At 41.7% G+C, this 23,636-nt stretch carries 22 protein-coding genes; 9 read left to right on the top strand and 13 right to left on the bottom strand.

Annotation, left to right across the window (positions count from 1 at the left end; translation table 11 throughout):
* The first annotated feature begins 2 nt into the window (after positions 1-2).
* On the top strand, positions 3-497 hold the full coding sequence (locus AC1RRY_RS15430; RefSeq protein ID WP_492823019.1) for a helix-turn-helix transcriptional regulator: 495 nt from the start codon (positions 3-5) through the stop codon (positions 495-497).
* A 113-nt stretch (positions 498-610) separates the two neighbouring features.
* Positions 611-1,138 (top strand): DUF4199 domain-containing protein, encoded by a 528-nt coding sequence (locus AC1RRY_RS15425; RefSeq protein ID WP_492823021.1) that lies wholly within the window; start codon positions 611-613, stop codon positions 1,136-1,138.
* Positions 1,139-1,343: 205 nt separating this feature from the next.
* Here the strand turns inward: AC1RRY_RS15425 and AC1RRY_RS15420 are convergent, their stop codons facing one another.
* The 6 genes from AC1RRY_RS15420 to AC1RRY_RS15395 form a co-directional block, all read right to left on the bottom strand.
* Positions 1,344-2,321 carry a formylglycine-generating enzyme family protein gene (locus tag AC1RRY_RS15420; RefSeq protein WP_492823023.1) on the bottom strand — a complete coding sequence of 326 codons (978 nt, stop codon included), beginning with the start codon at positions 2,319-2,321 and terminating at the stop codon, positions 1,344-1,346.
* A 72-nt stretch (positions 2,322-2,393) separates the two neighbouring features.
* Complete coding sequence (locus AC1RRY_RS15415) at positions 2,394-4,853, bottom strand: bifunctional UDP-N-acetylmuramoyl-tripeptide:D-alanyl-D-alanine ligase/alanine racemase (RefSeq protein WP_492823025.1); 2,460 nt, start codon at positions 4,851-4,853, stop codon at positions 2,394-2,396.
* 43 nt (positions 4,854-4,896) lie between these two features.
* Positions 4,897-5,334: a hypothetical protein gene (locus AC1RRY_RS15410; RefSeq protein WP_492823026.1), complete on the bottom strand. Its 438-nt coding sequence runs from the start codon at positions 5,332-5,334 to the stop codon at positions 4,897-4,899.
* Between the two features lie 88 nt (positions 5,335-5,422).
* Positions 5,423-5,878: a pantetheine-phosphate adenylyltransferase gene (gene coaD, locus AC1RRY_RS15405; RefSeq protein ID WP_492823028.1), complete on the bottom strand. Its 456-nt coding sequence runs from the start codon at positions 5,876-5,878 to the stop codon at positions 5,423-5,425.
* A 33-nt stretch (positions 5,879-5,911) separates the two neighbouring features.
* Complete coding sequence (locus tag AC1RRY_RS15400) at positions 5,912-6,790, bottom strand: DUF3822 family protein (protein WP_492823030.1); 879 nt, start codon at positions 6,788-6,790, stop codon at positions 5,912-5,914.
* Positions 6,791-6,867: 77 nt separating this feature from the next.
* Entirely contained in the window at positions 6,868-7,308 is a 441-nt protein-coding gene (locus AC1RRY_RS15395) for an NUDIX domain-containing protein (protein ID WP_492823032.1), read from the bottom strand.
* 148 nt (positions 7,309-7,456) lie between these two features.
* Here AC1RRY_RS15395 and AC1RRY_RS15390 point away from each other — a divergent pair, with 148 nt between their 5' ends.
* Positions 7,457-8,881: an ATP-dependent DNA helicase gene (locus tag AC1RRY_RS15390; RefSeq protein WP_492823034.1), complete on the top strand. Its 1,425-nt coding sequence runs from the start codon at positions 7,457-7,459 to the stop codon at positions 8,879-8,881.
* 10 nt (positions 8,882-8,891) lie between these two features.
* Entirely contained in the window at positions 8,892-9,974 is a 1,083-nt protein-coding gene (gene corA, locus AC1RRY_RS15385) for a magnesium/cobalt transporter CorA (protein WP_492823036.1), read from the top strand.
* Positions 9,975-10,014: 40 nt separating this feature from the next.
* Here the strand turns inward: corA and AC1RRY_RS15380 are convergent, their stop codons facing one another.
* Positions 10,015-11,025 (bottom strand): glycosyltransferase, encoded by a 1,011-nt coding sequence (locus AC1RRY_RS15380; protein ID WP_492823038.1) that lies wholly within the window; start codon positions 11,023-11,025, stop codon positions 10,015-10,017.
* A 127-nt stretch (positions 11,026-11,152) separates the two neighbouring features.
* The gene (locus AC1RRY_RS15375) at positions 11,153-11,785 is read right to left on the bottom strand and encodes a polysaccharide deacetylase family protein (protein WP_492823040.1); all 633 of its coding nucleotides are present in this window, start codon (positions 11,783-11,785) and stop codon (positions 11,153-11,155) included.
* 132 nt (positions 11,786-11,917) lie between these two features.
* Here AC1RRY_RS15375 and AC1RRY_RS15370 point away from each other — a divergent pair, with 132 nt between their 5' ends.
* The 4 genes from AC1RRY_RS15370 (at position 11,918) to AC1RRY_RS15355 (ending at position 16,847) form a co-directional block, all read left to right on the top strand.
* Entirely contained in the window at positions 11,918-13,831 is a 1,914-nt protein-coding gene (locus AC1RRY_RS15370; RefSeq protein ID WP_492823042.1) for a M1 family metallopeptidase, read from the top strand.
* A gap of 259 nt (positions 13,832-14,090) precedes the next feature.
* Positions 14,091-14,960: a pirin family protein gene (locus AC1RRY_RS15365; RefSeq protein WP_492823044.1), complete on the top strand. Its 870-nt coding sequence runs from the start codon at positions 14,091-14,093 to the stop codon at positions 14,958-14,960.
* 2 nt (positions 14,961-14,962) lie between these two features.
* A complete protein-coding gene (locus AC1RRY_RS15360; protein ID WP_492823046.1) occupies positions 14,963-15,916 on the top strand; it encodes a nitrilase family protein in 954 nt (317 codons plus the stop codon).
* A 1-nt stretch (position 15,917) separates the two neighbouring features.
* Positions 15,918-16,847 carry an arginase family protein gene (locus tag AC1RRY_RS15355; protein WP_492823048.1) on the top strand — a complete coding sequence of 310 codons (930 nt, stop codon included), beginning with the start codon at positions 15,918-15,920 and terminating at the stop codon, positions 16,845-16,847.
* Between the two features lie 2 nt (positions 16,848-16,849).
* Here AC1RRY_RS15355 and ligA read toward each other — a convergent pair whose 3' ends face one another.
* The 5 genes from ligA to dusB form a co-directional block, all read right to left on the bottom strand.
* Positions 16,850-18,928: an NAD-dependent DNA ligase LigA gene (gene ligA / locus AC1RRY_RS15350; protein ID WP_492823050.1), complete on the bottom strand. Its 2,079-nt coding sequence runs from the start codon at positions 18,926-18,928 to the stop codon at positions 16,850-16,852.
* A gap of 297 nt (positions 18,929-19,225) precedes the next feature.
* Positions 19,226-19,786 carry a ribosome recycling factor gene (gene frr, locus AC1RRY_RS15345; protein ID WP_492823052.1) on the bottom strand — a complete coding sequence of 187 codons (561 nt, stop codon included), beginning with the start codon at positions 19,784-19,786 and terminating at the stop codon, positions 19,226-19,228.
* 212 nt (positions 19,787-19,998) lie between these two features.
* The gene (gene pyrH, locus AC1RRY_RS15340) at positions 19,999-20,715 is read right to left on the bottom strand and encodes a UMP kinase (RefSeq protein WP_492823054.1); all 717 of its coding nucleotides are present in this window, start codon (positions 20,713-20,715) and stop codon (positions 19,999-20,001) included.
* Between the two features lie 87 nt (positions 20,716-20,802).
* On the bottom strand, positions 20,803-21,303 hold the full coding sequence (locus AC1RRY_RS15335; protein WP_492823056.1) for an acyl-CoA carboxylase biotin carboxyl carrier protein subunit: 501 nt from the start codon (positions 21,301-21,303) through the stop codon (positions 20,803-20,805).
* A gap of 188 nt (positions 21,304-21,491) precedes the next feature.
* The gene (dusB, locus tag AC1RRY_RS15330; RefSeq protein ID WP_492823058.1) at positions 21,492-22,520 is read right to left on the bottom strand and encodes a tRNA dihydrouridine synthase DusB; all 1,029 of its coding nucleotides are present in this window, start codon (positions 22,518-22,520) and stop codon (positions 21,492-21,494) included.
* A 101-nt stretch (positions 22,521-22,621) separates the two neighbouring features.
* Here dusB and AC1RRY_RS15325 point away from each other — a divergent pair, with 101 nt between their 5' ends.
* Positions 22,622-23,596 (top strand): CPBP family intramembrane glutamic endopeptidase, encoded by a 975-nt coding sequence (locus AC1RRY_RS15325; RefSeq protein ID WP_492823060.1) that lies wholly within the window; start codon positions 22,622-22,624, stop codon positions 23,594-23,596.
* The last annotated feature ends 40 nt before the right edge of the window (positions 23,597-23,636 follow it).

Raw genomic sequence — 23,636 nt, 5'->3', positions numbered from 1 at the left:
GAATGTTGAAGATGATTCCTGATTTTCTGATAAGAAATAAACAAACTGTTATTTATGGTATCAGCCTGGCCATTTTGCTTTTTCTGTTGAAATGGCTGGAGCTGCGGTTCATTCTTTTTAGCCATTCTATGGAGATTTATATTGGCTCCATTGCGCTTATTTTCACAGGCTTGGGAATATGGCTGGCCTTAAAACTCATGACACCTAAAGTGGAGATTCAGGTAGTTGAGCAAATTATTGAAAAAACAATACGGCAGGAAAGCGCAGAAGAATTTCAACTGAATGAAACATTGCTACAGGAATTGGGCCTGAGCAAACGGGAACTGGAAGTATTGCAACTGATGGCAACCGGGCTTAGTAATCAGGAGATTGCCGGACAACTATTTGTATCGCTGAATACTATTAAAACGCACACGTCGAATGTATTTGAGAAACTGGAGGTAAAACGACGCACACAGGCTATTGAAAAAGCCAAAAGAATGAGCCTGATACCTTAAACCGGCTCACCCTTTGGTATGAAAAACAGGTGTTCTGATAAAATCACCCGAAAGTATGACCCACAATTAGTTTTTTGATACCAGTTTTACAGCCTAAACAAAAACAAAACACTATGAAAAGAATTGTACTTATTAGCGGACTGATAGCCGGGGTTATCGTGTCTACCTTTATGGTTTGTTCTATTGCCTATTGCTATGCTAAAGGAAGTTTCGAAGGCAATATCTGGGTTGGGTATGCTTCTATGCTTCTGGCATTCTCACTGGTTTTTGTGGGAATTAAAAACTACCGCGACAAACTTAACAATGGTGCTATCAGTTTTGGCAAAGCCTTTAAGGTTGGCCTGCTTATAAGTCTGGTTGCCTCTACGGTTTACGTGCTGGTATGGCTGGTTGATTATTATGTTTTCGTACCCGACTTCATGGAAGTATATACTTCTCAAATGACTGAAAAGGCAAAGAATAGTGGAGAATCGGCTGTCAAAATTCAGGAAGAAATAGCCCAGATGGAACAATGGTCAAAGCTATATGAAACCCCTATCGGCGTTATTCTGTTTACCTATTTTGAAATACTTCCGGTCGGTCTGGTTGTTACACTTATCAGCGCTTTGATATTAAAACGGAAGCCAACAGTAGCTTTGTAGGTAATAGCTATTGAGTGATTGAGCGAATTAGTGATTGAGTAGTCTTTAATAGGCTTTACTCTTTAAATACAAATGGTGAATGAATGCATATTAAATGTCACTCATTCACCATTCTATTTTTAATTGCTATTTACCATCTGAGTAAACGAATTGAAATCGCTCATTCTCAATCACTAATTCACTCAATCACCAATTTCCCCATCTATCAAGGTATATCTTTCGGAGGGCGGGCAAAATAGGCTTCAATTTCTTCTTTCGATGGTTCTTTCACAGGTCTTACTACTCTGAAACCAAGGAAAGGCGCATCTGTCAACCACCAGTCAGATTTCGGAATCTGCGGGTCACGTTGTTTCAAATCCGGCGTTGAAGTACGACGCGCAGCGCTACGTAGTTTATCAGTGTCATCGTCCCAATGACCGCCACGGATTACATGCGGGTAATGCTTGGCCGGCTTTACGTATGGATTATCACCTGCTTCAGGTTTACCATAAAAATCGGCCACGTATAAGTCAGAGGTCCATTCTGCTACGTTACCATACATATCGTGTAATCCCCATGCATTTGGTTTTTTCTGTCCTACTTTTTTATAGGCACCGTCAGAATTATCAAAGAACCAGGCGTAGTCTTTCAGTTGAGAAGCGTCATCACCAAAATAGAAAGTAGTTTTGCTGCCGGCGCGTGCTGCGTATTCCCATTCGGCCTCTGTCGGCAGGCGATAAAAATGCCCGGTTTTGGCATATAACCACTTACAAAAAGCTCTGGCTGCAAACTGAGTAACATTACAAACCGGGAAACCGCTTTCTTTTCCTTGTCCGAACGACATCTCCACATAAGGCTGTGTCGGACGCACCACTACATCTACTCTGCTTTTTACTTCTGCTGTATTTTTAGCATCAGCCACTTCCAGTTCCTTGTTAAAAAATGCTTCGTACATTTCCCAACTGGTTTCAAATTTGGCCATATAGAAAGCATCAATTTTTACTTTGTGTTGTGGGCCTTCTTCAGGTTTGCGGTCTTTTTCTGTTTCAGGGCTGCCCATTGTAAACTCTCCTGCCGGAATCGGCACCATATCAAGCCCATGGCTAAGCCCGGGAATATGCTCTGTGTAAGGTTTGAAATCTTCGCTGCGAAAAGCTGTAAAAGACAATAAAGTTGCGCTGAGGATGATGGATATTTTTTTCACTTAGGTCTGAATGTTTGGTTTCACAAATATACTGACGACTTCTGCTTTTCGCAAAATCGCTTTTTAAAATCCTTACTCTTTATAAAATATACGTTTGACACGTTCACTTACTCCTGTCAGAATCTCGTAGGGTATGGTTCCGATAGAAGCAGCCAGTTCATGAATAGGCAGGTCTTTACCAAAAATAATTACCTCGTCTCCTTCTTCACATCTGGCTTCTGTTACATCAACCATGGTCATGTCCATACAAACATTGCCTATCACGGGGCATCGGGTACCATTTACCAGCACCTCTCCTACTCCCTTGCTGAAACCTCTGTCGAAACCATCAGCATATCCAATGGCAATGGTAGCAATGCGTGAATCTTTATCCAACACTCCTTTCCGGCTATACCCAATGGTTTCACCTTTTTTAAGATGCTTTATCTGAGATATAATGGTTTTCAAGGTACCCACCGTTTGCAGGGCATTCTGCTCTGTTCCGGTTGCTTCTACCCCATAAAGACCGATGCCCAATCTTACCATATCAAATCTGGCTTCAGGGAAACGGATTATACCTGCTGAATTACAGATATGGCGCAAAGGAGGGGTTTCTCTGGCCGGTAAAGACTGTATGATTGTATCAGACATGCGCTTGAACCGCGCGATCTGAGATTTTGAGAAATCGTTATGTTCTGCTTCATCAGCGCCAACCAGGTGGCTGAATATAGAGGCCACTTTGATAGACGGATTCTGCTTCAACTGCGTTATGAGTGCATCAATATCTTGCTCTTCAAAGCCCAGGCGGTGCATACCTGTGTCGAGCTTGATGTGAATCTTGAATGCTGAATCAGGAAACGACTTTATAAAATCCTGAAAAAGTCTGAATATCTGAAAACTGTAAATTTCGGGTTCGAGGTCAAATTCCTGCAACTTACTGAAAGTTTCCGGCTGGGAATTAAGCACCATGATAGGTAATTTGATGCCATTCTGGCGCAAAGCCACTCCCTCGTCAGGATAGGCCACTCCGAGATAATCAACCCGGTGATATTCTAACAAGCTGGCTACTTCTGCACTGCCGCTGCCATATGCATAGGCTTTTACCATTACCATTATTTTGGTATTGTTGCCGGCTTTGCTTCTGTAAAAGTTCAGGTTATGTGTCAGGGCATCCAGATTTATTTCAAATACTGTACCGTGTACCTTTTGTATAAGTCTGTCAACTATTTTCTCAAAGGTAAATTTCCTGGCTCCCTTTACCAGTATCAGGCTATCGTGTAACTGATTGACGGGGTAATCGTTCAGAAAGGCCTCGGTAGACGGATAAAAAACCGCGTCTTCAAAAAACGCTGCATTTCTTGAAATATCAGCACCTATGCCAATCATCTGATCTATTCCTTTGCCTTTTACCAGATCAGCAATGCTTTTATATAGTTCTGCTTCCTTTAAGCCTGACTGCAGCAGGTCACTGATGATCAATACCTTATGTGGTTTTGTATGGTGCTGGCTCATGAAATTGAGCGCCATGCTCAGGCCTGCGTAATCGTTATTATAGGTGTCGTCAATCAGGTAGCAATCATTAATGCCCTGTTTCAGTTCCAGGCGCATGGCTACCGGTTTCAGATTCATGAGGGCTTCAACCGTAATACTCAGATTCTGTCCTTTTGGAGTCAGTAAAAGTTTGGCAAAAACGCAATGTGTAGCGTTCTCGATAGATGCATCGTCGGTAAACGGAATTCTGAATTCATATTCTTCAGCATTCCAGTTGATACGCAATGTAGTATAAGTGTCCGCTTTTGTAGCTGTTACATTAATAGGGTTCTCCTGACTTCTCGACCAACCGATCAGTTCTATCTTCGGATTAACCGCTTTCAGCAACAACTTAATTTCTTCGTCAATCTCTTCGTAGTCTTTGCAATAAATAAGCGTTTTGCTTCTCTTAAATAAGCGGAGCTTTTCAGTGACTTTTTGTTTCCGGCTTCGGAAACCCTCATCATGTGCAGACCCCACATTGGTAAATATACCGATAGTAGGGCTTATGATGGGCTCGAGGTTCTCCATCTCTCCGGACTTCGAAATACCTGCCTCAAATATACCCAAAGTGTGGCTTTCGTTCATTTGCCATACCGACAACCCGACACCTATTTGTGAATTATAACTTCTGGGGCTTTTGATAATGGCGTAGTCACGGGCAAGCAGGCTGCTCAGCCATTCTTTTACAATAGTTTTGCCGTTACTGCCTGTAATACCTATTACGGGGATATCGAATTTCTTTCTATGCCAGGCTGCTAAATTCTGCAGGGCTTTAATACCGTTTTCTACCATCCAGAATTTGCCTTCCGGAAAACGGGCGAATAAATCGGCAGGCGCTGCTTTTTTTTCTACGACAAACTCCCTCACACCCTTTTCGTAGAGCGCTTCGATAAAATTATGGCCGTCGTGTCTTTCGCCTTTAATTGCAAAAAAGATGCTCTGCCGGGGCTGAGAAATAAAGCGGCTGTCGGTCAGTAGAACCGTTGCCCCCGTAAGAATGGGTTCAGAAAAGAAATTCACTTGTAAAATGTAGAAAAAAGCGTAGTACTAAAAAACGGATAAACTATAACGAAGGTACAAGCTCAAGATTAACCGTACTCGTTGACGAGATATACTGGTTTTTTACCGCTTGCAGAATCATTCTGGTGTTCGACAACTGAATTACTTTAAATTCTCCGCCAAATCCGATTATCTGTATATCCAGTATTTTGTTGTCTTCTTTCAGATACCAACTTCCGGCATTCTTAATCTGTTTTGATGCCTTGTCTCTGCCACGGGTAACATTATCTTCGCGAAACTCAATTTCCAGATCAAAAATAGCCTGTGCCTGCGAGTTCAAATCATTATTGCTCAGGGTTTTGCCGCTCGCATCGGTAAATCGGTCTAGTTTCCAGTAATTAGCCGTAAGTATTTTGACAGAAGCGTTCTCAGGGTCTTTACCATTACCTTTACAGGCAACAATAAATGAGACTAATGCCAGTATATAAAATAATTTTCTCATTGCTAATTTATTTTCTTTGTGTATGTTTTAAAACGGCGCTGCAAAATTACTATTTAATGCTTAGAACTAAACGCATAAGGCAGGCATTTTATTCCAGATTGTAAGGTAAAAAATCATCCACCCTGGCGCCAAACTTATGCAATTCTCTCACAATTGTTGAGCTAATGGGCGCCAGTTCAGGCGAAGTAATCAGGAAAACAGTTTCCAGTTCGTCTATCAAATGTCTGTTTACCTGCGATATGGTGTTCTCGTATTCAAAATCGGTTGTGTTTCTTAATCCTCTCAACAAAAAGTTTGCGCCTAAATCTCTGGCCACGTTGGCAGTCAGGTCGTCGTATGAGATAATCCTGATTTTATCCGTATCATTAAAAGCCGCTCTGATTTTCTGAACCATCAGTTCTAGAGAAAAATAGCGTTGCTTTTGCGTGTTGGTTCCTATCCCTATGATTACTTCATCGAACAGTTTCAGTCCTCGGGAGACTATATCGGCATGGCCTTTGGTAAACGGATCGAAAGAGCCGGGGAATAAAGCTATTCTTTTCATGAAGTAACCAGGGTTAAATAGACGAAGAACGATTTAGTTAAAATAATAAGAGCAAAACAAAGTATAATATCGATGCTCGGGCATTTCTTCAAAGTACTGACTAAACTTTACCTTTGTCGGGTTCGCAGCAAACTCTATATTTTTAAGCGCCTTGCTCAGGAGTGCGTAGCCCTCAGAGAAAGACGTGATTTCACCATAAAATATAGCCGGTATTTCGGCCTGCAGACCCAACTCTTTCATAATAAACATGACATAGTAGACCATGTCCTGAGGGGTGCGGTACTGAAAACGATTACAGAAGTGTAATTTGGCATCCTGAAAATAAACCAACGATACATGGTTTTCTTCAAAATAGAGATGCAGCCCCTTGTTGGTTCTGTCTTTTATGATGCCCTCAATCAGATTACCAAGCACCGGTGTAGGTATAATACTCTTGGCCGGATACATTTCTTTCAACCAGCTTATCAATTCTTTTTCAACACTGAAAAGATTCACGATTCCCGAATGTCCATGCTTAAATTCAAATACCTGTTCATATTCAGCCAGGTTTTTTCCTGCAGCAAAATTCAGGTATTTGGCCATTTCATCCGGCTGATAAAACTCATCCGGAATCAACGTAAAATGATTGGTATTAACAGTCAGCCTGATGGTCTTCCAGTAATTGGCTGTCAGAAATTGGTGGCCTTCATAAACCCGTTTCACAGTATTCAATAACTGGCTGTGTTTATACAATGAAAACACGTGGTAGTCTTCCAGCCACATCACCACATGATGAATTGTATTGTAAATGGCAAAACGAAAACGGTCATGACCCACCTCTATCAACAAATGACAGTCAGCTATCTGACTCACATCAAAACGGTCATCTTTTATTTCAAAGCTTGGTAAAATATTAGTTACAATGGCCTCCAAATTCTTTGGCTTATTTTATTGGTTCAAAAAGAAATTGTCGTTTAATCTGACAATTTTAACAAAATTCAAACGATTTCCTAATTATTTATCGCCAAATATAGGTCTTCTGATAAAAAATCCCTGTTTTCAACGGGCACCCATTTTACCTCTCTGATTAACTGCGACTCCCCGTCTGCCTCAGGGTCCTGTCCTTTTTTTAACGTGCCTGCTACCACCTTAACGGCAAAGTATAGTTCAATGCCATGTAATGGTGCGTGTATAAACTCTCTTTCAAAAAGAAATGCTCCAACATTGACGTGAAGCCCTGTTTCTTCCAGAAACTCTCTTTCAAGTGCGGCTGTCAGCGTCTCGTTCTCTTCTAATCCACCACCCGGTGGCAACCATACTTCATGCGCATCAATTATACCCTGATGGCCCACCAGCAGAATCAGTCCGTTTTCAATACAGACACCGCAAACCCGTATGCGGATCCGGTTCCCGTAGAGTTTTATGGCTGTTTCCTGAGTGGTATCGAGCATAGCCTTCGAATGAAAAATTGTGCAAAGATATACGTCAGTTCAGGAAAACATGAATGTTTTTTGTGGTATTTTCGAATAGATTCCCATATACTTTTTTAAGCTCAGCTTATATCTGCTTACTTTGCATAAAAATAAAGTGCTTCCGCAGATGAATCTTCCACCAGATACGAAACCATCAGACAGGCTATTCAAAAAGTTTCCTTTTACGCCAACACCCGGCCAGGCCCGGTTGTTTGAACTGATGGATGAGTTTATTCTGAACGAAGATAAATTCAGAGATGTATTTTTGCTGAAAGGCTATGCCGGTACCGGTAAGACGACCTTCATAAATACGCTGATAAAAGTACTGCGCGAATTTGGTTACAAGTCAGTATTGATAGCGCCAACTGGCCGGGCTGCCAAAGTGATGGCAGGCTATGCTAAAAAAAGTGCCTTTACGATTCATAAGAAAATATACCGGCAGGTTGAAAACACTTACACCGGAGCGCTGGCGTTTGAGCGCATGAAAAACACCAGCGAAGGCACTGTTTATATTGTTGATGAGGCCTCTATGATATCAGACGACAGGGATTTTGGCACTAAAAGTCTCTTGCACGATTTGCTGGATTATGTTTTTGAGCATGAAACAAACAAACTTTTATTGATTGGTGATGAAGCCCAGCTACCCCCTGTAAAAATGGCAATGAGCCCCGCACTACATGCCGACCATCTCAGAAACCATTACCATACAGACTTAACCGAACATTGCCTGACCGAAGTAATGCGACAGGAACAGCAATCGGGCATATTAGCCAATGCCACCTCTTTAAGAAACCTGCTTGGTACCGAAGAACCGGCCATACAACTGGTAACCAGTAAGTTTAAGGATATTTTCCGGATGAAGAGCGACCGGCTGGAAGATGGACTCAGATACGCCTATGATAAATACGGCCGCGAGAATACGACCATCATTACACGATCTAATAAATCGGCTGTTCAGTATAACCGTTATATCAGGAACGCTATCAATTATGCCGAAAACGAGATTGAAAACGGCGACATGCTGATGACCGTCAGAAACAATTATTCTATTCTGGGGGAAGACTCGAAGGCAGGATTTATTGCCAATGGCGACTTTGTTGAAGTAGTGAAACTACGCAGGGAAGAAGAAATGCACGGTTTCAGATTTATAAATGCCACCCTGCGCCTGGTCGATTACCCCGATGAGCCCGAGTTTGATGCCAAACTGATTCTGAATACCTTGTACTCTAATGCACCTACACTGACACCCGAAGAAAACAAAGCTTTGTATGAAAGTGTAATGAAAGATTATTTCTGGGCGAAATCAAAACGGGAGCGGCAGGAGTTACTGAAAGCCGACCCCTATCTGAATGCATTACAGGTAAAGTTCGCTTATGCGCTTACCTGTCATAAGTCGCAGGGTGGGCAGTGGGATGCTGTTTTCATTGATCAGGGCTATCTCCCTCCGGATACCCCGATAGATAACGAATACATCAGATGGCTTTATACAGCCATTACGCGTGGAGTAAAAGAGGTTTTTCTGGTTAATTTTAACAAAGATTTTCTTGCGTAACAGCACAGCCATGGCGAAACATCATAAAAAAACGGGCAATTATTACAATAAAAAGGCTTTCACATCACCAGGCACACTGGTATATGTAGGCAAAGAGGTTGCAGAAAGCACCGAAATTAAACTAGTGGAGTTTAATCAGGAGGCTTATCATGAAAAGACTATAAAGGTTTTAAATGAATGCCGGCCTGCTAATAAAGCGAATCAGGTAACATGGCTGGATGTTGACGGTATTCATGAAGCCCATGTGATAGAAGCCATCGGTAAACATTATCATTTGCATCCGCTATTACTTGAGGATGTTTTAAACACCGGGCAGAAACCCAAACTAGAGCATTTCGGAGAAAATCAGCTTTTTACGATAATGAAAATGTTTCAGTTCAATCAGGAGCTAAACCAGATAGAATCAGAACACGTAGCCATGGTATTAGGCGAAGATTTCGTAATCAGTTTTCAGGAAATCCACAAAACCGATGTATTTGCACCGATTTTCAGCAGGTTAAAGGCTTCTATAGGCAAAACCCGTAAAGGCAAAGCCGATTATCTGTATTATTCCTGCTGCGACCTGGTGGTTGACAATTACTTTATTGTGCTGGAGAAACTAGGTGAAAAGCTGGAAGAACTGGAAGTAAAAATCATTGAGAAGCCTGAAGCAGACGATCAGAATCTGCTATACCGCTTTAAGCGGGAACTAATGACTGTCCGCAAAGCAGTTGTACCATTGAGAGATATGTTCGGCACGCTCGTCAGAGAAGATTCGCCTCTCATTCAGCCTTCTACCAATGTTTACCTGAGAGACATCTACGACCATATCCTTCAGATACTCGATACCATTGAAACCTACAGGGAAATGATTGAGAACATCCAGAATATTTATCTGACCAGCCTGAGCAACAAGATGAATTCGGTGATGAAAACGCTTACTGTTTTTACGGCCATTTTTATGCCTTTATCGTTCATAGCCGGTATTTATGGTATGAATTTCGACAACATGCCTGAGCTGCATCATCCCTATGGTTATTTTTATACCCTTGGTTTTATGGCAGCGGTTACCGTAGCACTATGGATATACTTTAAATGGAAGAAATACGTGTAAGTAATACAGCCACCAAATACATTCGCTGTTCGCTAAGCTATTAATACTTCCGCCCTTTCCAGATCAATTTAGTTGGCAATAAATAGCCAACTAACTGCAAAAACCAGAACACATACATATAAACAGTATAAACCGGTATGTACCTGAACAGTCTTAATTGATCTAAACGGGCAAAAATCTGATAGCCCACTACCAGATTAACAAGCAGATTAAGCCCAAAAACCAGTACGGGTATCTGCCAGTAGAATACTCCCAGAATTAACAATACGGGTAAAGCCAGCCCCTGCAATAAGGCAGGAAAAATAAGAAGAGAGCCCGAAGACAGCCCACCGGTCACCCATCTTTTCCGCTGCTCGAAGTAATCAGGCGGTGGTTTGGTGACAGTCATCACCGAGGCATCGAAGGCCTGCCGGTAATCGTAGCCCTTGTCAATAATTGCTTTATACAAAGCGTAGTCTTCCACAATAGAAAAACCAATGCTCTCATATCCTCCCACAGCCTGATAGGCCTCTTTCAATACCATCATATTGTTGCCCATGCTGGTAGAAGGAACCTTTAAATCGGTCATGGTTTTCATCAGCTTCAAAGCGAACAGCCATTCAATAGCTTGGCATGCTTCAAACCAGTTTCTGTTTCTTACAAGAGTAATACCGGTTACCACCCCTGTTTTTTTATCACCCGGGCTTTCGTGCAGAGCGGTAATCATTTCTTCAATCCAGTGCGCGGGTACTTCTACATCTGCATCAGTAAAAAAAAGATATTCTCCGGTGGCTTGTGGGGCCAGTTGTGCCAGTACATTGGCTTTGCCTTTGAGATGCTCTATCTGTTTTTCAATGGTATATACAGTAAAGGCAGGTCTCTCAGTACTGCTTAATTTTGCCAGAAAAGCATCAATCACTTCTGTTGTTCTGTCAGTAGACCCATCGTTGCCTATCAATATCTGGGCGTTCTCTTTAGGATAACTCAGTTTTGTAAGCGATTCTAATAATTCAGGTATGTTGTTTTCCTCATTACGAGCAGCAATGAGGATACTCACCAGGGGTAAATTCATGCGGTTAATCTTTGATACGCGGAGCTATCTTTTTTAGCAGGTTCTGAAATGCAGTACTCTATGATCAGCTCAGAATCTGATAGCACTATTTTTTTGTTTCAACATAAGTAATCAGAGTGAAAAGCACCTATATACTCTCAAAACGAAATTCTCTTTCTGCAAAATGTTCAAGAAACCGGGGCAACGCAAAGCTCATGTTTTTGTTAGCCTTGATGCTGTCGTGGAATAACACGATTGACCCTTTCCCGGTATATTGAATCGCCTTCGTTAATACCCGGTCAGGAGTAATGTCGGCAGCGTAATCGGCTGTCAGTACATCCCACATAATAATATCGTATTCCGGTAATAAGGCTTTTGCCTGGCTTCGTTTGATTCTCCCATGGGGTGGCCTGAACAGTTTCTTTCCTGCAGGCTGTTGAATCTTACTACTAATTTGCGCATCACATTGTTTTATATTGGTCAGGTATTCTTCATCAGCAGTATCCCAACCGCGCAAATGATGAAAGGTATGATTGCCTATTGCATGCCCTCCGGCTATCACTTTATCGAAAACAGAAGGATGTTTTCTGATGTTGTCGCCTATGCAAAAAAAAGTAGCCTTTGCATTAAATCCGGCCAGTGTTTCTAAAACAAACTCCGTTACTTCAGGTATGGGGCCGTCGTCAAATGTGAGGTAAATACACTTTTCATCTGTTTTTTTTCGCCAGACAAAATCAGGATATAAGCCTCTCATCAGGAAGTTCGTCTTATGAATAACCATGGATATTTTTTCTTCGAAAGTCTTAAAAAATCATTCTAATAACTGACTAATTTATCTAAATTGCAAAAAAGAAAGTATCTATTTCGTCGTTGCAGCCCGATAACCTTTTCTGATTTTTCAATAAACTTTAGTATGAACAAGTTTCTGATTTTCTGCCTTATATTCTCTCTCCAGTTTTATGCCAAAGCGCAGAATAAACCTTTGAGCAACCGCATTGCCAACTATACAATTGAGGTATCTCTAAACGCCGAAAAGAAAACACTGCTGGGACGCGAAACACTGGTTTGGAAGAATACATCGACAGATCAAATAACAGAATTGCAATTTCATCTTTACCTGAATGCTTTCAGAGATAAAAACTCAACATTCATGAAAGAATCAGGAGGCCAGCTACGGGATGACAAACTGGATGCATCTGTTGTTCAAAACATGGGTTCTATTGATATCGTTTCAATGAAAGTACACAATGAAGAGACTTTAACGCAGAGAATAAAATTTATTCAGCCCGACGACCTTAACGATAAAGACCGAACTGTAATCAGTGTGCCACTCAGCAAACCGGTATTGCCCAATGAAAGCATCACACTCGATATTGATTTTAAAGCCAAGCTACCGAAAATATTTGCCCGGACAGGCTTTGTCGACAATTTCTTTCTGGTGGGGCAATGGTTTCCTAAAATCGGTGTCTATGAGCCTGCAGGTATGCGTTATGCCAAAAAGGGACAATGGAACTGCCACCAGTTTCATGCAAATACGGAGTTCTATGCCGACTTCGGCAACTATAAAGTAAGCATGACCGTACCGAAAGATTTCAAAGTGGCCGCTACAGGAGTCTTTCAGCATGAATCATTGAACGCCAATAATACCAGAACCATTACTTATCAGGCTGAGGATGTACACGACTTTGCCTGGACGGCCTCGCCACGTTTCATAATCAGTGAGCGCCAATGGAAACACGTGACAATAAAAGCAGTAATGCAACCCGAGCATACCGGTTCAACTGAGCGCTATTTTAAGGCAGCCACCACCGCTCTGGCCTATTTCGAGAAAAATCTGGGCAAGTATCCGTATACTGTATTAAGCCTGATTGACCCACCTGCAAACGGAAGTGGTTCAGCGGGAATGGAATACCCAACTTTTATTACTTGTGGTACAGCATGGGGTTTACCAAAAGGGCTAAAGTTTCCGGAACTGGTAACGGTGCACGAATTCGGGCATCAGTACTTTCAGGGAATGCTTGCCAGTAATGAATTTGAAGAATCTTTCCTTGACGAAGGTTTCAATCAATACTTTGAAAGCCGGATTATGGATGAAAATTTTACACCGGGCTCAAATGCCAATTTCTTGGGGCTTATCATTAATGACATGGAGAGTTCGCGCAGAAATTATGTGAAGATGAAAAATCCAAAGATTACGGAAGTATTCAGAAACGCATGGGAGTATCCGAGGGGCACATACACTATCATGACCTACACCAAAACGGCCACGTGGATGAAAACACTGGAAAACCTGATTGGTCGTAAAGTAATGGACGAAGTGATGCAAACCTATTTTGTACGCTGGCGTTTTAAACACCCTTCTGTGAAAGACTTCATCGCTATTGTGAACGAAATTGTGCCCAGGCGACTGGGTAAAAAATTCGGCCCTGATATGAACTGGTACTTTGAGCAGGTGCTATACAAAGCCCCTGTGCTTGACTATGCCCTTGCCTCTTTAAGTAATATTGAAAAAGGCAATTCTACCATAGGGACATTTACGGCCGAACGCCTCGGTGATATGATATTACCTACTGAAATTCTTGTCATATTTGCTGATGACACACGGGAGTTATTACCCTGGAACGGGCAAGAAAAAGCTAAGGTTTTCAGATTTAACAAAGCCATTGCTTCAGCCAAAATAGACCCTCAGAATAAGCTCCTGCTTGATTTGAACTTTAACAATAACAGTAAAGCAATTGAGCCGTCGACCGTGGTTATAAAGAAATACACCCTTAAGATTATGTTCTGGGTACAGAACCTGATGCAATGGGCCGCCAGCGTGGCGTAGAATTATTTAGTGATTTAGTGATTTAGTGATTTAGTGATTTAGTGATTTAGTGATTTAGTGATTTAGTGATTTAGTGATTTAGTGATAAATTTCGACACTTGTCATCCATAACCACAGCATGAAAGCAATTAATATTTATAAATCCATCACGTGCAAGTAATGGCTACAATACTCGTAAATTCACTTAACTAAAAACATTCGCTAATTCGCAATTCAAGATTCACAATTTTAATTTAATCACTCAATCACTCAATAAAAAATGTCTAACATCAGCCTGATAATAGAAGAAAGACCCATTCACATAGGCAGTTTTATGGTTGGTCGGCTATTGCCATTCAGAGGGAAGCGAATGGTTGGCCCTTTTATATTTCTCGACCACATGGGGCCAGTATGTATGAGTGACTCTGAAAATGCCGACATAGGCCCGCACCCGCATATCGGGTTGTCGACGCTCACCTATCTGTTTGAGGGTAACATTATGCACCGCGATAGCCTCGGCACAGCCATGGAAATAAAACCGGGAGAAGTAAACTGGATGACAGCCGGCAAAGGCATTGTGCATTCGGAACGAACTCCTGACTACCTGCGCGGTACCGATAAAATGTTACATGGCCTACAAATCTGGATTGCCCTGCCCAAAGAATTAGAAACCATGGAGCCCACTTTTTATCATGCTTCTGAAACAGAAATACCTGTCTGGGAAAGCGAGGGGATTTCTTACAAGCTAATAGCCGGTACAGCCCTCGGTTATGAATCGCCGGTTCCGGTTTACAGCAAACTGTTTCTGCTCGAGCTCAAAAACACAGAAGAAAAGACCGTTATGATAGGTCAGGAATTATATGGTGAAGTAGCTATTTATATATTGGAAGGTGGCATTGAAACCGAAGGCAACAGCTATGAGCCCAAGCGGATACTGATAACCAAACAAGAAGAACTGTGTGAGTTTACTCTGAAAGCCAACAGCACCATTTATATTTTCGGTGGAGAACCCTTTGCTGAAGAACGATTCATTTACTGGAATTTCGTGGCCACGAGTAAGGAAGTCCTTGAAGAAGCCAAAGTCAAGTGGAAAGAGCAGACATTCCCTAAAATTGACGGAGAAACCGAGTTTATACCCCTACCTGCCTGACAATGAATAACCTGAGCGTATCAACCGCACAATTTGAAAACAAAAGCGGCGACAAAACATATAATCTGTCTGTAATTGACACCCTGGCCGGTAAAGCTGCTCAGGCAGGTTCACAGGTCATTGCTTTTCATGAATGTTCCATTACAGGGTATACTTTTGCCCGCGCGCTTACTAAAGAACAAATGCTTGCTGTAGCCGAAGAAATACCAGATGGTGAAAGTATCCGTCAACTGATTGCAATTGCCCGTAAGCACAACATCGTAGTACTGGCAGGGCTTTTTGAAAAAGACAAGGAAGATAATCTTTTCAAGGCCTATGTATGTGTCGATAAAAACGGTCTGGTAGCGAAGTACCGTAAACTACATCCTTTTATTAATCCGCATCTTACACCCGGCAATGAATACTGCGTGTTTGAGATACACGGCTGGAAATGTGGCATTCTGATCTGCTACGACAATAACATTATCGAAAATGTACGTGCCACCAACCTGTTGGGCGCCGATATTATTTTTATGCCGCACGTAACCATGTGTACGCCTTCTACGCGTCCGGGGGCGGGTTTTGTTGACCCTGCGCTATGGAAGAACAGAGAAAACGACCCGACCTCATTGCGACTGGAATTTGACGGCATGAAAGGCCGGGGCTGGCTGATGAAATGGTTGCCAGCCAGAGCATATGACAATGCCATTTACGCCATTTTCTCGAATCCTATCGGAATGGATGACGATCAGTTGAAAAACGGTTGTTCGATGATTATTGACCCGTTCGGCGATGTGATTGCCGAATGCCGGACATTAGGTGACGATTTTGTAATCGCAACCCTTACACCCGAAAAACTGACACAAGCAGGTGGTTACCGATACAAAAAAGCCCGTAGGCCCGATTTATACCGGGATATCATTGGACAGGTACATACTCCCGAGCAGAAAGTAGTTTGGCTAAATACAGATAAATAGTATGTCCACGATTGCGAAACAAATACACAATAAGACTGTAGTCTACGTAACTGCCCCATCGAATCTGGGTTTGAAATGCATGCCTTATGCAGATAAGGATGGCCCCGGTGTTCGAAAAATGCCGGAAGTATTTGAGCAGTTTTTGTTTAAAGAGAGACTGAATATTAGTGAACATCTGCATATTGCACCTCCTGCCTATACAGGTGCTATTGACCCTGTAACGGGCATCAGAAATCTGCCTCAGTTGATTGATTACAGTAAGCAGTATGCTGATGCCATCAAAGAAATTATATCAAACGGCCAATTCCCAATTGTAATCGGTGGTGATTGTAGTATACTGATAGGAAGCATGCTGGCGCTTAAGCAATTGGGCAATTATGGTCTGGCTCATATTGACGGCCATACAGACTACGCCATAGCCAAAGTGAGTTCGTCAACAGGTGGGGCAGCAGGTATGGATCTGGCCATTGTAACAGGTGTTGGCCCCGAACCCATCACCAATCTGGAGAATCTGAAACCTTATGTAAAAGAAGTTAATACAGCACAATTCGCCAACCGTTGCTATGATGAAACTTTCAACGGAAATTTCTATAATACAGATATTTTCAGTGCAGATTTACCTGACTTAAGAGAAAAAGGAGTTGCAGAAACTGCAAATGAATTTATAGAAAGACTTCGCCAAAACAGGGTTGACGGGCTTTGGCTACATATAGATGCCGATGTATTGAACGAAGATAGTATGCCTGCGGTTGATTCTCCGCAGGAGGATGGCTTATCTTACAAAGAACTGAAAACACTTCTGAAAGCCCTGATAAAGTCGGGGTTAGTGAGTGGTTTTCAATTAACTATTTACGACCCCGACCTTGACCCCGATAAAATCTATGGCAAAAAACTGGTGGACGAACTGGTTGATTTGTTTCAACAGATCTGAAATCACACGGCCAGCATATCCATAAACTCAGTTTCTGAAATCATCTTCACATTTAGTTTCTTTGCTTTTTCTATTTTAGATGAACCCGGTTTATCTCCCACAATCAGGTAATCGAGCTTGCCTGATACTCCGCTTACTACTTTACCGCCGTTCGCTTCAATTTTTAATTCCAACGCTTCACGTTCAAAGCTTTCAAAAGTACCGGTATATAGAAATGTTTTTCCTGTTAGTGCCTCTCCTTCTATTTCTTTTACTTCATTGCCTGCCATAAACTGTAGCCCTGCCGCTCTGAGCCGCTCAATGAGCTGTTGGTTGTCTTCATTCTGAAAATACTCTATAACACTCAGGGCAATCTTATCACCGATTTCAGGTGCACTACGCAGTTCGTCATAATCTGCTTTTTTCAGAGCATCAATATTTTTAAAGAAGCCGGCCAGTTTTTCGGCAACAGTAGCCCCTACAAAACGGATACCAATCGCAAACAACACCTGCTTAAACGGCATCTGTTTCGACTTCTCAATACCATCCAGAATATTCTGTACGGTTTTCTCTTTGAAACCGATTTTCTTCACCTTGCCGGTTTCCCTGTCTTCAATTACTTTTTCAAGCCCAAACAGTTGCTCGTAGGTCAGGTCATATAAATCGGCGGCGTCATTCACCAGTCCTTTTTCATACAATAACTCTATTTTACCTTCACCCAGGCTATCGATATTCATGGCCTTGCGATGGATAAAATGCTCTACTCTACCTCTTATCTGTGGCGGGCAGCCTTTCTCGTTCGGACAATAATGATTGGCCTCACCATCTTTTCTGTACAACTCTGCACCACATTCCGGGCAATGGGTCGGATAATCAATTTTTTGCGTAGCAAAAAGATTACGCCTTGACAAATCAACACCGGTTACCTTTGGAATAATCTCCCCACCTTTTTCAACAAAAACCGTATCGCCTATTCTCAAATCCAGTCGCTCAATTTCGTTCGCATTATGCAGAGATGCCCGCTTAACCGTGGTACCTGAGAGGTGAATACCCTTGTTGTTCAACTTCTCATTATCAAGCTCGGCCACTGGTGTAATAGCACCGGTACGACCTACCTGATAGGTCACTCCACGTAAAATAGCCGGTTTCGATTCAGCCTTATACTTATAGGCAATTGCCCAACGCGGGCTTTTGGCAGTATATCCTAATTCTTCCCGCTGTGCGAATGAATTAAGTTTAATCACAATGCCATCAGTAGCCAGAGGCAGCTTAAAACGTTCCTGTTCCCATTCATTAATGTAGGCCATTACTTCGGCCATATCTGTACATTTGCGCCAGGTTTGTGATACCTTGAAACCCAGTTTTTTCAGGGCTATCAGGCTTTCTTCATGTGTACTGAAAATCTCTTTGTCTGACAAAAACTGATAAACGTAAGCATCAAGTCCCCTGCGGGCTACTTCTTTTGAATCCTGCAATTTAAATGTTCCGGAGGCCGCATTTCGTGGGTTGGCATAGCTTTCGTCTCCGGCTTCTTCCGCTTCTCTGTTCATTTTTTCGAAAGATTCAAAAGGAAGGAATCCTTCACCACGCACTTCAAAAACATCGGGCAATATAATGTCTTCTTTATTATTAACTTTTAAAGGCAGGCTTTTCAATGTACGTACATTGGTGGTTATGTCGTCGCCCTTTACTCCGTCGCCTCTGGTGACTCCTCTTACAAAAATCCGGTTTTCGTAGGTCATGGATAACGATATCCCATCAAATTTCTGTTCGCAGATATACTCATAGCTTTCGCCTTGCAGCCCTTTTCTGACACGCTCATCAAAATCAATTAATTCCTGTTCGCTGTAAGTATTGGCTAATGAAAGCATCGGGTACCGATGTGCCACACTGGCAAAGTTTTTGGTAATGCCCCCACCTACTCTGTGTGTAGGAGAGTCCGGTTGCTTTAAGTCCGGATATTCGGTTTCAAGACTTTCGAGTTCTTTCAGCATCAGGTCAAACTCCTGATCAGAAATCTCCGAAACGCTATCTAAATAATAGCGTTCATTATAATAATTCAGCTTTTCTGTCAGTTCAATAATTCTGTCGGCCGGGTTCATTGTACAGGTAGTTCTATGGTAGAAACTTCGTTTATGTTCTTTATTCCAAAATTAGGAGAAATATTCAATGCATTGTCAACTCCAACAGCGAATAAATTCGCCGTCTACACAAACAAAGGTTAAAAATTTCTATGCCGACTTAAGTCGGCTTATACTAAAATCAAAAAGAACCTTTGTTTTGTTAGTCTCGGAATTTATTCAGGGAACTCCAACGATTAAAGTATATCCTTTCCATGAAAGCATCAACAAAAATGCCCGCTCGAAGCAGGCATTTTTTAAAATATTATTCTGTCGAGTTTATACACTCATAATATCTTTTTCTTTATCAGCCATCATCTGCTCGGCCTTCTGAATATAGGAATCGGTCAGCTTTTGCACCCTGTCTTCGGCTTTTTTCACCTCATCTTCCGAGCCGCCGTCTTTCTGAATTTTCTTCAATTCTTCGTTGGCTTCCTGGCGCACCTTACGGATATTCACACGCGCTACCTCTATTTCTCCCTTAACTCTTTTCACTAAATCACGGCGACGTTCTTCTGTTAACGGCGGTATATTCAAACGGATAACCTCCCCGTCGTTAGCGGGTGACAAGCCAAGGTTTGAATTAATAATGGCACGTTCCAGGTCGTTGATTAATTTTCTTTCAAAGGGTTTGATGGCAATTGTACGGGCATCCGGCGTAGTTACCGACGACACCTGATTCAATGGTGTAGGCACCCCATAATATTCAACCTGAATCCCATCGAGCATATTTGCGCTTGCTCTACCTGCTCTGATTTTCGAAAGTTCAATTTGAGTATGTTTCAAGGCACGCTCCATCGAGTCCTTTGACATATCAATAACAAGATCTATTTCTTCCATTGTATAAATATAATTTTCAGTCCTACTAATCAATTGAGTGATTGTGTGAATTAGTGATTGGGTGATTGCCCTTGTTTTGAACTGCGATTTAAATGATTAATTTTTATTTAAAATTGAAGTATATAATCAAAGATTCAAATAGCATCAACACTAAAATAAATAATCATTCTTTCAATGAAATCACTTAATCAGGTAAATCAAAGTTCAAGACATCACTCCGTTACTAAGGTACCTATATCTTCTCCGGTTACCACTTTCATTAAGTTGCCGGCTTGGTTCATGTCAAAAACTACAATCGGCATTTTGTTTTCTTTACACAAAGCAAAGGCCGTTAAGTCCATTATTTTAAGATTCTTACTGATGGCCTCGTCGTAGCTTATTTGCTTATAACGTGTTGCCGTCGGGTCTTTACGAGGGTCGGCAGTATAGACGCCGTCAACGCTGGTTCCTTTTAATAGCAGGTCAACACCCAGTTCGTTAGCTCTCAAAGCACCACCCGAATCGGTAGAGAAATAGGGGTTTCCTGTTCCTGCACCCAAAATCACCACTCTTCCTTTTTCAAGATGACGAATGGCTCTGCGACGGATAAACGGCTCAGCTACCTGCTCCATTTTAATTGCCGACAATAATCTGGTTACCAATCCTGATTTTTCTAAAGCGCTTTGAATAGCCATACCATTAATAACCGTAGCTATCATGCCCATGTAGTCGCCCTGTTCACGTTCAATGCCTGAATTCTGACTTGCTCCCCGAAAAATGTTGCCTCCACCGATAACAATTGCCACCTCGCAGCCCGCATCTACCACAGATCTGATTTCCTGAGCGTATTGTAAAAGGATATCCGAATTGATAATCTGGCTCTTATCTCCACCGTTGAGGGCTTCGCCACTCAATTTTAAAAGTATTCTTTTGTATTTAAGTTGGTTCATAGTTTATGATTTGGCTGTAAAATTAAATATTTGTCTCAATCAATCAAAAAAATACCCTCTTTGTTGAAAGAGGGTATCTGATAGCTATTACTCAAACTCCATAATAATCTGGTTCTTTTCAACGGTTTCGCCCGTCTTTACCTTAATTGTCTTCACCTTACCGTCACCGGCAGCTTTAATGGCATTTTCCATCTTCATAGCCACCAATATCAATAAAATATCTCCTTTTTTCACTTCATCACCTACCTGCACTTTCATCTCGTAAATCAAGCCGGGCATAGGTGCTTTCAGGTTGTTGAGCCTGGCAGATTTACTACTGCTCATGCCCATTTTTTCCAGAAGCAAGTCTGTTCTGTCTTTCAGATTGACCGTATGAATTGTGTCACCCACTTTCAGCCGGAAAACCTTATCAGCATAATTTGCCTCCACTACTTCAACGCTGTATGATTTATTGTTTTTCAGAACATGAAACTCTTTTCCTGAAATCTGCAGCAAATCCCATTCAAAAGGTTCATTATTTAATAACAATTGTCCTTTGTCGTCAGAAATCTCCAGTATTTCAGTTTCGTCTACAATAGCCTTTAGCATAGAGCTGAACTTATTTTTCGTTAATCAGATATAATCCCGCTAATATAATACTCATTCTGAAATAATGTAGAAAAGATTCAGATTCTCCATCTAAAAAACTACTAGTAAGTTAAAAAGTGATAGAAGCGTAACAATACAGGTGGCTTGCGTATGAGAGAAAAAATTCAAACTATTGGCATCCATACGGTTTAGTCTACACCGGCATATTCAACTTTTATAACTTGTTTTTCAAGTACAAAACCTTCAAAAACAACAGGAATTTCATTAAGAATGTCCATGATTTCGTTGATATCCAACGACTGCACCATCCGCATCCGGTATTCTTTAAAATTAGGCAAGCCTTTAAAATAATTACTGTAATGGCGGCGCATCTCCAGAATCCCGAGGCGCTCACCTTTCCACTTAATCGAAAAAGTAAGATGCTTGCGGGCGGCTTCTACCCTTTGCTCAATATCTGGCGCCGGGAGTTTCTCTCCGGTTTTGAAATAATGTTTGATTTCATTGAATATCCACGGATAGCCAATAGCTGCACGCCCAATCATGATACCGTCAACACCAAAGCGATTCCTGTATTCCAGCGCTTTTTCCGCAGAATCTATATCGCCATTTCCAAAAATCGGTATTTTGATCCGCGGATTTTCTTTGATTTTTGCAATCAGTGTCCAATCTGCTTCCCCTTTATACATTTGGGCACGGGTGCGTCCGTGTATTGTCAATGCCTGAATACCCACATCCTGCAAGCGCTCGGCCACTTCTTCCACATTTTTGGTTTCGTCGTTCCAGCCTAAGCGTGTTTTTACCGTTACAGGCAGGTGAGTAGCCTTTACCACTGCGGATGTCATTTCGGTCATTTTCGGAATATCCTGCAGCAAAGCAGCCCCTGCACCACGGCAGGCAACATTTTTAACCGGGCATCCGTAATTAATATCAATCAGGTCCGGCTTTGCCTGAGTGGCAATTTTAGCACACTCGCCCATGGTTTCCACGTCACTGCCAAACAACTGAATGCCTATGGGGCGTTCGTATTCAAAAATATCGAGTTTCTGTACACTCTTGGCAGCATGGCGTATCAAACCTTCTGACGAAATAAACTCTGTGTACATCAGATCCGCTCCGTTTTCTTTACACACCAGTCTGAACGGAGGATCGCTGACATCTTCCATAGGTGCCAGTAAAAGCGGAAACTCTCCTAATGATATATTACCTATTTTAACCAAAATCGAAATTGAATTAGTGAATTCACAAATAAGTGAATATTTTTACTGCAAATTTACCGAATTCCGGGCAAATTCTGCTATACTAAATTTAAACAGTAAATATGGAAAATAATTCCCGAATGTATTTCAAAACCAACGAAAACGCCGCTGCTTCTTCGATTTTGATTATATTAGGCCTATTTCTAGTCAACTTCCTGTTTCTGGGAAGCCTGATTCAGATTGGCATTGTGCTGGTTTCAGGTGCATCGCTTCAGGATTTGCTTCAAAACGGTGGAGATTTCAGTAAAATGCCTAATGCATGGTTGAGCATGATTATGGGCCAGGGTTTGGGATCATTTGTGGGTTTTATAGGCACGGCATGGTTTTACTGGCGTGTGATTGAAAAAAAACAATGGAAAGAACTTAATTTTCAGCCCTTGCCGAAACCAAGGATATTTTTGATGGTGATACTCATAGAAGTGACTTTTATGGGTTTTAACGGATGGCTACAGGAGCTTAACCAGAATTTTGTTTTTCCGGAGTCGATGAAAGACCTGGAAGCTACATTGAAAAGCATGGAAGATAAACTGGCTGAGGCTACTAAGTTCTTTACTACGTTTACTTCATTCTGGCAGTTTATATTAGCTTTTGTTGTGATTGCCGTCATAGCCGGTATTGGTGAAGAACTGGTTTTCAGAGGGCTATTAATGCGTAAGTTGTTTTTGGGCATGAAAAATATTCATGCTGCCATCTGGTTGGCAGGGTTCATTTTTGCAGTTATTCATTTTCAGTTTTACGGCATATTACCCCGTATGATGCTCGGGGTTTTATTCGGGTATCTGTATTACTGGACGGGCAATATCTGGGTTCCAATTGTGGCACACGTTTTCAACAACGGGCTGGCCATTATTATTATGTATTTATATAACCTAAAAATAGTAAAGACCGACCTGCAAAGCATAGACCATATACCCATGCCGATTGTAATTTTCTCGTTAATTGCAACCGTCGGTTTACTATTTCTGTTTAAAAACTACCTCGAAAAACAGTCTGTTGAATCAGAATCACAACAAAATGGAAAACCAAAGCAAATTTAAAGTCTGGTTTAAGCGGCTTGGTTGGGCCGGCTTTTTCTTC

This window comes from Emticicia sp. GW821-FHT11C11, assembly GCF_058808615.1.
This window is presented reverse-complemented; position numbering and strand designations above follow the sequence as displayed.